Genomic DNA, 15,162 nt, shown 5'->3' with positions numbered 1-15,162 from the left:
TTTGACTACAACATCAAAACTATTTCATATTCAAAATATTATTTTTCAAAACTTTTAATTCCTTTTTGAAGCCATACATAATATTCTTCAACATCTGGTGTGTAAGCTGTTGGGTTTGTTAAATTTTCTTCTTCATGATTCATTAAAACATAAAAAGGTTGTGCATTTGCTCGGTATTTGATCGTTTGAAATTCACTCCATTTCTGACCAATATATTTTAACTTTTTCCCTGGTCTTAATTTTGATTCCATTTCTTCTCCTACAGGTAAAGGTCTCTTATCATCTACATATAAAGAAATCAAGACCACTTCATTTTTTAAAATTGAAAGTATTCTATCTTTTGGCCAAACATTTTGTTCCATCTTACGGCAATTTACACATGCATATCCTGTAAAATCTAAGAGTACTGGTTTTCCTACTTTTTTAGCATACGCCAACCCTTTATCATAATCCTTAAAAGCCATAATATCATGTGGAGCCATTAAATGTGCGCCATCGGGTATTCCTGAGTGATTTGTATTACTTTGTGAACTTCCTGTTTTAGAAAACCCGACTCCGTAAGGTGATTCACTGTAACTTTGTGACGGTGGAAATGCACTAATCAAATTCAATGGTGCACCCCATAATCCAGGGATCATGTAAATTGTAAATGTTAAAGAAAGTATCCCTAAACTAAGTCTTCCTACAGAAATATGTGTTAAAGGAGAATCATGTGATAATTGTATTTTACCAAATAAGTAGAAAGCTAACACTCCAAAAATAGCAATCCAAATAGCTAAAAACACTTCACGTTCTAACCAATGTAATTGCAATACTAAATCTGCATTTGATAAAAATTTAAATGCCAATGCTAATTCTAAAAACCCTAATACAACTTTAACAGTATTTAACCATCCACCAGATTTAGGTAATGAATTTAACCAACCAGGAAAAGCGGCAAATAAGGCAAACGGAATTGCTAAGGCTAATGAAAAACCTAACATTCCTACAATAGGACCTATTTGACTACCTCCTGCAGCAGCCTCTACAAGTAAAGTACCTACAATAGGACCTGTACAAGAAAAAGAAACAATAGCTAAGGCAAGTGCCATAAAAAAGATACCTATTATACCTCCTCTATCAGCTTGCGCATCAACTTTTGTTCCCCAACTACTTGGTAATACTATTTCGAAAGCACCTAAAAAGGATACAGCAAAAACGATTAATAATACGAAGAAAATAATATTAAACCACACATTTGTTGATAAGGCATTTAAGGCATCTGCACCAAAAATAGCACTAACAAGAATACCTAGTAGTACATATATAATAACGATGGATGCACCATAAATTAGAGCATTTTTAACACCTGCAGCCTTACTTTTACTTTGCTTGGTAAAAAAACTCACCGTCATAGGAATCATTGGAAACACACAGGGAGTTAACAATGCTGCAAAACCAGAGAAAAAAGCTATAATAAAAATAGCAAATAGCCCTTTGTTTTCTTCCTGAATTTCTTCAAGACGCATGCTATTATCAATAACATCATTTTTTACGGCCTCAATTCTATTTACTAAATCTCTGTTTAATTGAAACGTCAAATCAACTTCTATTGGAGCTAAACAGCGGGCATCGTCGCAAACCATAAATTCAACAAATCCAGAAATGTTAGATTTTTCAGATTCCACTTCAACTTTTTGCTTAAACGTTGCTTTGTTTTCAAAAAATTTAATTTCCATTCCGAAGACGGGATCATCAACAATATGTCCTTCTTCCTCTTCGGTATTTCCTATAATATTAAACCCACTCTCACTATCGTCATAAACGAAAGTTGTTGGTATTGGACCATCTTCTGGAACGGTTTGAGAATATAAATGCCAACCTTCTTCTATAGTAGCTGTGGAAATTAAATTATATTCCGTTTCTGAAATTTTTTCTACTGAAGTAATCCATTTTACGGGATCTAAGACTTGGCCTTTTACAAAACTAATTGTAAGTAAGGCTATTGCTAATAATATATTTTTCATTAAAAAATCTTTTAATTATTCCTTTGGCTTAAAAACGACATGATAGGATTTTCCATCTTGTAGAACTTGACTTGCGATATCTTGAATATCCTTAATTGACATCTTGTTTACAATATCTTCAAAATTCTTGGGATCATTTAAGTTTAAGTTAAAACGATAAAAATTGGTTAATAAACTCATATCGTAACCATTTTTATCTTTTGATTGCAAGCGTTCCTTTAAAAAATTTGTTCTTGTTTTATTTAAATCCTCTTCCCTTACATTTCCTGCTACTATATTTTGTAGTTCAGCATTTACGATATCGACTAATTTGTCGGCCAATTCAGGATTACAATCAAATTTAAAAGACACACTTAATTCAGATTTTGGCTCTCTTGATAAGTATGCATTTGCTCTAGGACTATATGCGCCTCCTTCGGACTCTCTAATACTTTCTGTTACTCTTAACTGAAGAATATCGCCCAAGACATTAGCATAAATAGCACTATTAATAGCGTATGGCACTTCCTTTTTATAGATTATATTTACTGTCGCTTTTGGATCTTCCATAGCTAAATAAATATCATCATTAATTTTATTTGAAATCCATTCCGGCCTGTTATCCTTATAAGTTTCTTTGGTATTATATGTAGGAATACCAGCAACGTATTTTTCTAATAATGGCTTTAATTGTTCTGCTTTCAAATCGCCTACAATAAAAAATTCAAAATCTGAAGCATCATGAAATCGTGATTCATAAATTGATTTTATTTTATCAAATTTAATTTCAGAAATATATGTTTTATCAAAAAGGCGTGCTTTAGGATTATTTTCGCCATAAATAGCCACTGTCAAGCTATCCTTCATTTTATCTCCAACACTATTAGATTTTCTAATAAGGTAGTTATCTAAGCTATTTTTAAGCACTTTAAAAGCTGGCTCTTCAAATCGGGGTTTTACAAAATATAAATACACCATTTGCAACATGGTTTCTACATCTTTTGTATTTGATTCCCCTGAAACACTTTCGTTAATTGCGCCTAAACCGATGCTTACATTGGCTGTTTTTCCGGCTAACACTTTTCTTAAATCGGTTGCGCTAAAATCTCCTAATCCCGACTTTTGAATTAAGCTCTTTACGAAATTCCCTGAAGGTAAATCTTCTATAGGCAACAAAGATGTTCCTCCATAACTGAAAGCTTTTAAAGCAACCTTATCTTTTTCTTTATCAACAAATTTATAATGTACTTTAATGTTATTATTCAACATATAAGTTGTTGAATTCAGGTCTTTATTTACAACTGTTTCTACAATTTCACCAGACTCAAAATTAATACCTGACACTAAGGTTTTACCACCCATTGCTTCCTGATATGGTTCAATAGTTTCATCTTTTTTAACCGAATTAAGAATATTTAAAGCTTCGCCTTTAGTTAAATTATCTTGCCCCTCTACTCCTGTAACATTTAAATATCTGTTATTTTTAGCATACAGATTTTTAATTGTAGTATGTAACTCTTCCTTCGTTAGATTCTTAAAAATCTGCAATACAACTTCATACTCATTTTCTATATCTGAAATTGTTTCATTTTTAAGATAGTTGTTCTGAATAGCTTTAATGATATTTTTGTGACTAACACTTTCCTTCTTTGCTATTCTGTTTTCATATGCTGTTTTGTATTTAACAATGCCTCTGTTTATTTCAGATTGAGTAAAACCAAATTTAACAGCTCTTTCAACTTCTGTTAACACTTCATAAAACGCTTCTTTTTGCTTATTTGGTTTTGGAGACACACCTATACTTAAGCTGTTAAATGTTCTAGAAAGTCCACCATACCCCATCCCAGCGCCTAAGAAAGTTACTTCTGGTTTTTGTGCTTGTTCATAAATTCTAGCATTTAGCATACTCACTGACATAGACTCTAAAATTGAACGTTTTAAATCCGCTACAGTTTCAGTTTTTAAAGATTTTTTGTGACGTATTCCAAATGAGATTTTTGCTGTAGAAATTTCTGGATCCATACCTAAACTGTACATCAGGCCCTTACTTTCTGGAATATCAACCACAAAGCGTTCTCTAGGATTTTCAACATCTGGAATTTTTGAAAACTTTTCAATAATTTTTTGTTCGATTGTTTCAGCATCAAAATTACCAATTACAGCTATAGCTTGTAAATCTGTTCTGTACCAATCGTGATAAAAATCGCGAAGCATTTTATAATCAAAACCTTCAATAATAGACATCAGGCCAATAGGAAGTCTATCCGCATATTTGGAGTGATTAAATGTAATAGGTAAAGATTTACTAAACAAACGCATTTGCCCATTCTGTCTAGTTCTCCATTCTTCTTTTATTACACCACGTTCTGCATCTATTTCTTCATCGGTTAATAATAAGAAATTAGACCAATCGCTTAACACCGTTAAACAAGTATCTACCAAACCATCTTTGGTTGGAATGTTATTCATATTATACACAGTTTCATCAAATGAAGTATATGCATTTATGTCTTTTCCAAAAACAGCTCCATGTGCCTGCAGTGTATTTAACATACTTTTTCCTGGAAAATTACGAGTACCATTAAAGGCCATATGCTCTAAAAAGTGAGCTAATCCTTGTTGATCATCGTTCTCTAAAACAGAACCTACATTTTGAATGATGTAATAGCTCGCAGCATCTTTTACAACATCTGTACTCTTAATGTAATAAGTTAATCCATTTGGTAAAACACCTTTTTTGATACTGTTATCGACGGCTAAAGGTTGATTTAAATCAATGGTTTGGCTAATGGCTAAAAAACCAGTTGATAGCATTATTAATACTGAAAGAAAATATTTCATATATATATTGTACTAAAAATTAAATTATGTTTTTATTTAAAAATAGTTAAGAGGAAGAAAAGGTTTAAAAATTCTTAACAAAATTAAAAAGGATTACTTTTTCAAATAACCCTTTTTGCAATCTTTCTAAATTTTTATTGCGACTAACTCAAAGTAATACTAAGAAGGATTGAGATTAAATATGTTTTATTTGAATACAAAATAGTTAATAAAAACTAAATCTCATGTTTGTCAAACAATGTGATTAACCTTGCGTTTGATGGTCTTGGGGCATTAGCATCAACGATGTTTCCTGAAGGATCTATTAAAATAAATTTAGGAATACCATTAATTGCATAATCCTTAATAAACTTGGATTTAAAATCGTTGTCCGCAAATAATTGAATACCTCCAAGTTCTTTTTCTTTGACCATCGTTCTCCATTTCTCATAGTCTTTTTGTTTGTCTACTGAAATACTTACAAATTCTATATTTTTTCCATGATATTGTTTTTCAACTTCCTTTAAAAAAGGAATTTCTCTTGTACAAGGTCCGCACCATGTTGCCCAAACATCTATATAAACAAATTTACCTTTTAAATCTTCTAAAGACGTCGTTCCTCCAGCATAATTAATATAGTTTTCAAATTTAGGAGATACTTTCCCTTCTTGAACATTCTTTAAACTTTCATATAGTTTTTCTACTTTTTTCTTTTGTTTTTCATCTGTAGAAGTAGCCATAAAGAGCGTGTAATATTCTTCAAGGTTTTTTGTTCTAGTAATATTAGCTATAGTTGAGTTTAATAATGCATTTTTTATCGTTTCGCTTTTAATTGCTGAAAACGTTCTTAAATTAGCAATATCTTTACTAATGTTTTCAGATCTTCCCAATTCATTAGCTTTATTTTTATAATGTATTCCTAATAAAGTTTTATAAGCTGTAGAATTAGCATAATCTTCTTCATTATTGTAATCAACATTTTGCAAATCATTTAAAAAATCTGGAGTAACTTTAAAGCCTCTTTTTTTAGCATAATGTCCATGGTAAAATTCATAGTTTGTTAGCTTAATAAGGTAAGTGTATTTTATATCTTTTTGTTGTGCTAGTTTAAAGCTTTCTGAAATCTCTTTTGTGTTTTCTAATAATTGATTTAGAGAAGAAGTGATTGTATCTATTTTTTCTGTAAATACATCTTGTTCTAAAATGTAGATATTTTCGGCACCTTCTAGTTCTTTAGCTTTTTTAGCTCTAGCTTTAAGAAAGTTGTTTTCTACAGCACCTTTGCCATTTATTTCAATGGTTTTACCCAATTCTTCTAAATCTGCATTAATAGTTAAATCGTAGCCACTTTCTAGATATATTTGGGTTCGCTTTTTATTGTAATTTATTTGATACAATCCTTTTAATCCTCTAATGGTATCTTTAAATGTACCATCACTAGATATTTCTATTTTTTTTCTAAATGAGCGATCATTAACACCTGACAATAATACTTGGTTATCAGTCTTATTTAATAATTTACCAGAGATAAGAGCATAATCTATAGCAGGGTCTTGCTTGCAAGAAAAGGCTAATACAGCCATTCCGATAATAAAAAGTTGTTTTTTCATAAGATTCATTATTATTTATATAAAATTTTATTTTTATCTAGTTTGAATAAAATATAATTGTAATTAATGGTTTTATACCTAGAACATACATGTAAGAAAACTAAGCTATACAAAAGCTGTATTCCTATATGTTATTTCTAAAGTATCATTATTACCTCTTTCTAACTTATTAAAAATAAAATTTAGAAAGAGATCTCAACAATTAAAATAAACTGTAAAGTTTTAGTTACTCCTACTTTTGGAAGTACAATTTTTAATATCCAGGGTTTTGAGTTAAATTAGTGTTGTTTAATATTTCTTGAATAGGTATAGGGAATAAAACATCTGTAGGTTCCCACATTGACTTAAGAGGCGCAACAACAGCATCAACTTTACCCGTGCGCTTTAAATCGTACCAACGGTGCCCTCCTTCAACCATTAATTCTATGCGTCTTTCATGAGCAATAGCATCAAGTAGGGTTGCTTTAGTGTTGGCTGTAGTATTTTCTAAACCAGCTCGATTACGAATCATATTAACATCCTCTTGAGAGCCAGAAATATCTTCTAATTGAGCTCTTGCTTCAGCTCTAATTAAAAACAGTTCTGCAAATCTTAAAAATACTAATTCTTCTACAGGTGCATCTCTATTAAAAAATGAATTTTTCTTGTATTTATGGGCATAATGAAATATTCCTCTAGAGTTATCTTCTATACCAACCCAATGATCGAATCGTGCATCTCCAGTTTCAAAAGAATTAAATAACTGGTCGGTTAATTCATATGCGCTCCATGAACCGCCACCAAACGGAGAACCAAATCTACCAATTACAAAGGTTTGAGCATAACCGTTCTGGTTTCGTGTTTCATTAATTGATATTTGAAGAATAGATTCTCTTGTAGGTTTTAAAAATACATCATCTAAATTAGGCTCTAATATATATGTAGGGTTTTCGATAACCTTAGTGGCTTCTATTTCTGCATTGGCCCAATCTTCTGTATATAAATAAGCCCTGGCCAACAATGCAGTTGCTGCGCTTTTGTTTGCGCGATTTCTTTTACCATCTGCATGATCATAATTATCTGCCATTAAAGACTGTGCTTCTTTTAAGTCTGCAATAATATGCTCGTATACCTCTGTTGTAGGCATTCTGCTTAACGTATTTAATGTTGCTATAACACTAGTATTAGCATACGGTATATCTCCAAATATATTTACTAAATGAAAATGGAAAAAGGCTCTAAAAAATAAGGCTTCACCTAAAACTTGATTTCTGAAATCTTCAGAAAGCACATTATTATCTCCTAATCCTTCTATAATTGGATTTACCAAGATTAATTTATTGTAAGAATCCGTCCATAAATCATTGAACACAATCAGATTATCTATCTCAATATTGTTATCTCCAATCGCACCTACATCAGTATTTCTATGGTTGGTAGTTATCTCATCTCCAGATATACCGGTATATTGCTCAATTCTTGCCTCAGTAAAGGTACCATTATAACTATATCCAAGTAGCTGATACAAGCCTATTATCGCTGATTCAGTTGTTTCTTCATATAAAAATACATTATCTGAACTCAGTTCTCCTTGGGGAGCATCTATTTCTACAAATTTTTCACAGCTTACAAATAAGCTGCTTAAACAAGCAATAATTAAAACTGCAGAAGCTACCTTCAATTTTTTAATTTTTATGTTTATAAGTTTCATATTCTTAAAGTGTTAATTGAATTCCTGTTATAATTGTAAGTAATGCTGGTAATCCTAAACCTCCTGTTTCTGGGTCTATTCCTTCATATGAAGTAAGCGTTCCTAAGTTTTGTCCGCGCACATAAAGTTTAGCAGCCTTAAATTTTAAACGGTCTAGTACTGTTTTAGGAATATTATAAGTTAATGATACATTCTGTAATTTTATAAACGACTTGTCTACAACATGTCTTCCTGTACTACTATCTAGAGCTAATGGACTAGTATATGTAGTACTACTGTTATTCAATTGCTGAATTTTAGCAATATCACCTGGGTTTGCCCAAGCATCTAAGAAGTCGACAGGTAAATTCCCATGTCCTCCCTCATAAGCTCCAGGTCTCCTAAAACTGCTTAAAAAATCAAACCCTTTTGTTTGTTTAAAGCTCATAGAGATATCTAATTGCCAATTTTTATAGGTGAAATTATTTCCAAATCCACCGTAAAAATCAGGCATTAAATCTACAAAAAACTGTCTATCAAGTACATTAACTCTTCCATCTTCATTCACATCTGTAATCAAGTAGATTCCGGTTTCAGGATCAACTCCTGTACCATCATATTGTTTACGACCATATAAAGATTCTCCTACTACATAAAGGTTGTCAAAAGCAGGAAAACTTTCTATATCAAAGAATTTTTTTAATTCATTTTTTTCAAAAGAAATATTGAATGACGTATTCCAAGTAAAATTAGTGTTGCTAATATTAGTTGTATTTAAAGTAAGCTCTACCCCTCTGTTCTCTACCAAAGCAGGTAAATTAAATTGCTGTGTTACAAAACCAGTAACTCTAGACAATGGAAGTCCTATTAATTGATTAGACGAGTGATTTTTATACCAAACCGTTTCTAAATTTACGCGATTATTAAACAGTGCTAAATCCAAAGCCAATTCTAATTTGGTGTTTTCTTCCCATGAATAAAAAGGATTTTCGGCTCTTGAAGGGGTGATACCAAGAATATCATTATATCCAATAAGATTTGATTTTGAATAGGTAGAAAGATATTGATAATCACCTATTTGATCATTCCCAGTAATACCGTAACTTCCTCTAAATTTACCAAGACTTAAAAATGATAAATTATCTTTTACAAAATCTTCACTAGAAAACACCCATGAAGCACCTACTGCTCCAAAATTTCCAAACTTTTTATTAGGTCCAAAACGAGAAGAACCATCTCTACGTCCAGTTAAATTTAGTAAATACTTAGACTTGTAATTATAATTAAGTCTTGTATACAAGGCATTGTATTTATATTGAGAAATACTGTTGCTTGTTATTTGTTGTTCTGGAGCAGCTCTTATATCACTTAGCAATAAATCAGAAGTATACCCATAACCTAATACGCCTATTCTTTTTGAGGTAACGCTTTGAAAAGCCGCACCTACTTGCATTATGAAATGATGATCTCCAAAACTTTTAGTATACGCTAATTCAGGCTCAACATTCCAACTATTGGTTGTAGACATGGTTTCTGAATTTCTACCATAAACAGCGGCATTTGCAACTTGATCTCTTGGGTTTAAACCAGATAATGGATTTAATTCAATATAATTAACTAAGGTGTTTGAATACCCCAATATCACCTTTGCTTCAAGATTAGGAATCAAATTTTTATATGACACAATAGCACTTCCTGTATAATTACGACTAACTCTTTCTAAAGAGTTTTCTAAGGCAGCTAAAGGATTTTGAAAGTACAAATCATCTTCTTGACCTTCGTAATTAATATTTCCGTTTGCATCTAACAACTCTGGTGCGTTAGGCGCTAAAGTAAATGCAGATCTAAAATATTCAGAAGAAGCTGCTGTATTTTGATTATTTGCCGTAATTGAATATCTAGAAGTAAAAGCAACATTAAACTTATCGTTTATAGATCGGTGATTTAAACTAAGCGAAGACGAGGCTTGTTTATGCGAAGAATCATCATAATTATAAATATTAGTTTGGTCAGATAAATTGAAAGAGAATAAATAACTAGTCGTTTCTGACCCACCTGAAACAGCTAAACGAGCTGTTCTTTGTATCCCTATATCTCCTAATAGTTCTTCTCTCCAATTTACATCTCTAGTTGGATCCCAATTAACTAAATCTACATTATTACTTAGATCAGATTCCTCTATAGGCCAAATACCCTCGTTCTCAGCAGTTTGCCTACGCATTGCTAAATACTCTTCTGTATTCATTAAATCTATGCGATTTAAATTTGGCATTTTTAAAAATCCATGAGAATATTCTGCAACAACTCTTGTTTCACCTGCTTGCCCTTGTTTAGTTGTAATTAAAATAATACCATTGGCTCCACGAGATCCGTAAATAGACGTAGCATCAGCATCTTTTAATACATCAATACTTTCTATATCAGCAGGATTTAAATATTCTAAAGGGCTTATTGCAACACCACCTAAACTACCAACATTTGAAGATGGAATAGGTACACCGTTTAAAATGTACATTGGTAAGTTAGCACTTGAATTTAAACTGTTAATACCTCTAATTCTTACTGTAGCAGCTGCTCCAGGTAAACCATCATTTTGTGTAATTTGTAAACCAGCAATTTTACCTTTTAAACCTTCTATAGGGTCTGTTGTAGGTTGTTGACCAATATCTTTAGCTTTTACAGTACCAATATTACCTGTAGCTAATTTTCTAGAGGTTTTATAGTATCCTGCGTTTATTACTACCTCATTTAATTCATTTGTAGCTTCTTTTAAAGCTACATTGATTTTGTTTTTAGATCCAACAGTAATTTCTTGTTTAATGTATCCTAAAGAAGTAAAAACTAATATATTTCCTGTACTTACAGCTATTCTATAGTTCCCGTCAAAATCGGTAGAAGTACCAAGGTTTTTATTTTTCACCTTTACAGTGACACCAACAAGAGGAACACCTTGCTCATCGGTAACAAAACCAGAAACAATAATGTTTTGCTGTTTTTCGGAAATGGCTTGTTTAATTATAATAGTGTGTTGCTCAGATATCATAAAACTCAGATTGTTTGAAGTCATACAATCTTCTAAAAGTTTGGATACCTTAACTTTTCCTTTTTTCAGATATACTTTTGAGATTTGCTCAAAGCAATCTTCAGAATAAATAAAATTGTAATCAGTTTGATCACTTATCAACTTAAAAACTTCATCAACAGAAACAATTTTATCTGTATTAATAGTAATCTTGATATCCTGAGACAACAAATCTCCTGGAGACAAACTGAATACTGTAAAACAACAAGTAAAGATTAGTGTTCTCATCATCATTTTTAATAGCCGCTTACCAAAAATGGGACGGTTGTTAGTTGGATTAATTTTCATAAATTTGCATAAGTTTGATTAGTTAAACATTTAATTGATTGAATTGAATTTAGGAGGGGAAAATATTCACGGTCCAATGTTTCTATTTTTTCCCTCTTTTTTATTTCAGTAAAACTGATTTATTTTTAATTTCATAAGACTTTATTTTATTTGTATTTTGTATTAACAATAAAATAGATTCTAGGTTTTGATTTTTATTTAAATCTCCATTAAATTTTTGGTTAGCTATATCATCATTTGAAAACTCAAAATCTACATCATACCAACGAGATAATACTTTTGAAATTTCTTTTAATGTTTTTTTCTTAAAAACAAATTCACCATGTATCCAAGCTATTTCACTATTAGCTTCTACTTGGTGAATAACTAATTGATTATCTTCTTTACTAAAAATAGATTTTTGATTTGGAGTTAATAATTTACGATCAAATTTAGTAGTTACAGAAACACTTCCCTCAACTAATGTAGTAGAAACATTAGCCTCATCTTTATACGCTTTAATATTAAACTTTGTACCTAAAACCTCTATAGTTTGACTTCTATTAACTACATTAAATTTAGTTCCTTGGTGATTTGTACTTGGTGATACCTCAAAATAAGCTTCCCCATAAACCAACTCTACAACTCTAGGCTTGTCTTTTAAAAAGTTTACAGGGTATTTTAATTGAGATTCTGAATTTAACCAAACCTCTGTTTCATCTGAAAGTACAACATGGTATTGCCCACCACTTGGTATGGTTAAATAATTATATTCAATTATTTTTGCTTTAGTTTCAGCAGCTTTGTATATAATTTCTTTAGCAGTACTACTAATTTTTATATCTTGATAATTTACTACACTATCTAAAATAATTTGAGAACCATCTGCTAACGTTAACGTTGCTTTATCTGTACCAGGGCTTATAGACACTTCATTACTTTTATTAAAAGTATTTTTGGTTAAATAGAAAAAACTAAAAGAAATTAACACTAAGATTGCTGCTGCATATTTCACAAAATTTCTTCTATATAACGGAAGCACCTTTACAGTATTTTTTTCTTTGTCGATACCCTTTTTTACATTTTCATAAGCTCTGTATACATCATTCTTAAGTGTAGCCATATTTAAATCATGATAATCTAAAATGTATTTTTCAAACTTAGATTGATTATCTACATTTTCTAACCACTTATACAAAAGATTCAATTCATCTTTTGTTATCGTATTTGCAATAAATTTCGTTATAATTTTTTTCACGATTTAATACCTAATTACGGGTTTACATACATTATTACTTGCTATTTAAGTAAAACCCCTAAAAAAAAATAATGTTTTTTTAATTTCATTGAGATTAATTCAAAAAAAATAACAAAATTTATATTTATTAAAACGTTTTTTCAAACTATTTCACCTAGTCTTTTAAAGAGTAACAACATCTATTACAGTAAGATACTTGCAACTTTAGAATTGAAAACTAAAATTACAAATTGAATATTTATAAATTTTTATTGCTTATTAAAGCTTTTGTTTATATTATTGTTAATATTTTCAATAAAAAGCCTAAAATAATTCATGATTTCATCAATATTACTAAGATTTATAGTATGAATGAATTAGAAGCAACAGAAAGGGTAAAAGATGGTGACGAAAACGCCTTTAAATATATATTTAACCTATATTATGACAGGTTAGTAGCATACATCTGCACTTATTCTCATGATAAAATGAACTCTGAAGACATTGTACAGCAAGCCTTTATAGATTTATGGAATAATAAAGAGAAATTAGACATAAACAAATCTCCAAGAAACTATTTATATAGCATTGCTTACAATCGATTTATTGATAGTATTAATAAAGATAAAAAACAGAATAACTTATTAGATCTCGTATACGAAAATGCTTTAAGAGATCGGATTGATCAAGATAATGAAGCCCTTGAAGATCGGGTAAAAAAGATGAATTTAATTATAGAGTCCTTACCCCCTAAATGCAGACAAATTCTTGAAATGAATAAGATTAAAGGCATTAAATATCAAGAAATAGCAAAAATTAAGGGAATTTCTATAAAAACAGTGGAATCACAAATGAGTATTGCATTTAAAAAAATACGCAAAGGTTTTGAAAAGGAAAATTTTCACCTTTTTTTCATAGATCTTTTTTTCAAAAGATAAATCTTTAAAATTATTATCAGGTTTTAAACTTATCTCCAAATCCTCAACTTCATCTGTTTGACACCTAAAAAAAGAAAACCCTCTAAATCAAACGATTAGAGGGTTAATTGTACAGGCGGAGAGTCTTGCACCTTTCAAACACAACCATAGCTTAAACCCTACTACAACTACTATAAATAGGGGTTTTTAATATTTATTAGCATTAGTTATATTATCATTTACCTATTAAATAGTACCTTTACTGACACCTAAATTGACACCTATTTTTGTTATGACAACAACCTTTAATCTAAAAGACAAAAAGAAAGACGGATTAACCTTAATCTATTTAAAAGCCTATTTCAAAAAAGAAGGAAAAAGGTTTGTTTATTCTACAGGTGAATCTATTCATCCAAATGAATGGGATTACACAAATAGACAACCTAATAATTTAAACGGTAGAACCGCTAAAGCAGAAAGCCATAGAACTATTAAAAGACAGCTAGATCGATACTCCAACCACTTCACTTTGGTAACTGAACTCTATAAAAACACAAACAGAGAATTAACAGCCGAAATAGTAAGGCAAGAATTTGATAAAGAATTCAAAAGAGTATCAGTTGGTAAAAATAAATTTTACGATGCTTATGATGAATTTACAACGTTTAAAAAGAAAAATCAAGAATGGACTGGCTCAACAATAAGTAAATATGATAACATAAAAAAAATGTTAGAAGATTTTGAGAAAACAAAAAAATATAAAATCACGTTTGACACTATAAATGAAAAATTTTATACAGAATTTACAGATTTTTGTATGGTCACTAGAGGTCACATAAACAATACTTTTTCTAGAAATGTAGGATTATTAAAAACATTCCTATTTTGGGCTTTAAAAAACAATTACACTTACAAAGCAGATTTTATTAATTTCAAGAAAAAAAACAAAGTAATTACAAGTCAAATTGCACTTAAAAAGGAAGACTTAGAAACTTTACTAAAAACAAAAATGAAATCTAAAAAACTAGAAAAAGTAAGAGATGTTTTTATTTTTTCTTGTGTTACAGGTATGAGATTTGGAGAACTAAAATTTGTTTCAAAAAAAAATGTTGATGGAAAAACATTGTTACTAAAAGAAGAAAAAAGCTCTGGTAAAAAAAGTAGAGAAATTCCGTTAAGTGGTATTGCAATACATATTTTAGAAAAATACAATTACAAACTACCATTAATAGCCAACCAAAAACACAACGAATACATAAAAACTGTTTTTCAAGATGCTGGCTACACCCATATGGTAGAAAAAACATCTACAAGAGGTAAAGAAGTTATTAGAGAAGACAAACCCTTCTACAAAAGGATCTCTAGCCACACTGCAAGAAGAACCTTTATTACTATGATGAAAAGAAAAGGGAAAAGTGATAAATTAATTGCAGAAATCTCTGGACATAGGGACATGAAAACATTAAACCATTATTACCAAGTTACAAATGAAGATGTAAAAGAAGCTATTGATGATACTTTTGATTTGAATATACCTTCTTAATTACTTAACCACCTTTTAAATAACATCTCCAA

At 30.3% G+C, this 15,162-nt stretch carries 8 protein-coding genes; 2 read left to right on the top strand and 6 right to left on the bottom strand.

Going from position 1 to position 15,162, the window contains the following annotated elements; all coding sequences use genetic code 11:
- Nucleotides 1-38: 38 nt before the first annotated feature.
- The 6 genes from H0I29_RS08750 to H0I29_RS08725 form a co-directional block, all read right to left on the bottom strand.
- Complete coding sequence (locus H0I29_RS08750) at nt 39-2,006, bottom strand: protein-disulfide reductase DsbD (protein WP_218755121.1); 1,968 nt, start codon at nt 2,004-2,006, stop codon at nt 39-41.
- Between the two features lie 15 nt (nt 2,007-2,021).
- Nucleotides 2,022-4,826, bottom strand: a complete 2,805-nt coding sequence (locus tag H0I29_RS08745) for a pitrilysin family protein (RefSeq protein WP_218755120.1) — start codon at nt 4,824-4,826, stop codon at nt 2,022-2,024.
- Nucleotides 4,827-5,041: 215 nt separating this feature from the next.
- Nucleotides 5,042-6,415 (bottom strand): TlpA disulfide reductase family protein, encoded by a 1,374-nt coding sequence (locus H0I29_RS08740; RefSeq protein ID WP_218732408.1) that lies wholly within the window; start codon nt 6,413-6,415, stop codon nt 5,042-5,044.
- A 253-nt stretch (nt 6,416-6,668) separates the two neighbouring features.
- Nucleotides 6,669-8,105, bottom strand: coding sequence for a RagB/SusD family nutrient uptake outer membrane protein (locus H0I29_RS08735; protein WP_218732407.1), 1,437 nt, complete (start codon nt 8,103-8,105; stop codon nt 6,669-6,671).
- A 4-nt stretch (nt 8,106-8,109) separates the two neighbouring features.
- Nucleotides 8,110-11,397 carry a SusC/RagA family TonB-linked outer membrane protein gene (locus tag H0I29_RS08730; RefSeq protein ID WP_218755119.1) on the bottom strand — a complete coding sequence of 1,096 codons (3,288 nt, stop codon included), beginning with the start codon at nt 11,395-11,397 and terminating at the stop codon, nt 8,110-8,112.
- 157 nt (nt 11,398-11,554) lie between these two features.
- Complete coding sequence (locus H0I29_RS08725) at nt 11,555-12,691, bottom strand: FecR family protein (protein ID WP_218755118.1); 1,137 nt, start codon at nt 12,689-12,691, stop codon at nt 11,555-11,557.
- A gap of 230 nt (nt 12,692-12,921) precedes the next feature.
- Here H0I29_RS08725 and H0I29_RS08720 point away from each other — a divergent pair, with 230 nt between their 5' ends.
- Nucleotides 12,922-13,608 carry an RNA polymerase sigma factor gene (locus H0I29_RS08720; RefSeq protein WP_254712732.1) on the top strand — a complete coding sequence of 229 codons (687 nt, stop codon included), beginning with the start codon at nt 12,922-12,924 and terminating at the stop codon, nt 13,606-13,608.
- 271 nt (nt 13,609-13,879) lie between these two features.
- A complete protein-coding gene (locus H0I29_RS08715; RefSeq protein WP_218755117.1) occupies nt 13,880-15,130 on the top strand; it encodes a tyrosine-type recombinase/integrase in 1,251 nt (416 codons plus the stop codon).
- The last annotated feature ends 32 nt before the right edge of the window (nt 15,131-15,162 follow it).

It is taken from the genome of Polaribacter sp. R2A056_3_33, from assembly GCF_019278485.1.
Lineage (GTDB): Bacteria > Bacteroidota > Bacteroidia > Flavobacteriales > Flavobacteriaceae > Polaribacter.
Note: the sequence above shows the minus strand (reverse complement) of the source record. Positions and strands in the feature narration are given on the sequence as shown.

Coding starts and splice junctions, on each gene's coding strand:
- H0I29_RS08750 (WP_218755121.1), bottom strand. CDS start 2,006: ATGAAAAATATATTATTAGCAATAGCCTTACTTACAATTAGTTTTGTA.
- H0I29_RS08745 (WP_218755120.1), bottom strand. CDS start 4,826: ATGAAATATTTTCTTTCAGTATTAATAATGCTATCAACTGGTTTTTTA.
- H0I29_RS08740 (WP_218732408.1), bottom strand. CDS start 6,415: ATGAAAAAACAACTTTTTATTATCGGAATGGCTGTATTAGCCTTTTCT.
- H0I29_RS08735 (WP_218732407.1), bottom strand. CDS start 8,105: ATGAAACTTATAAACATAAAAATTAAAAAATTGAAGGTAGCTTCTGCA.
- H0I29_RS08730 (WP_218755119.1), bottom strand. CDS start 11,397: ATGATGAGAACACTAATCTTTACTTGTTGTTTTACAGTATTCAGTTTG.
- H0I29_RS08715 (WP_218755117.1), top strand. CDS start 13,880: ATGACAACAACCTTTAATCTAAAAGACAAAAAGAAAGACGGATTAACC.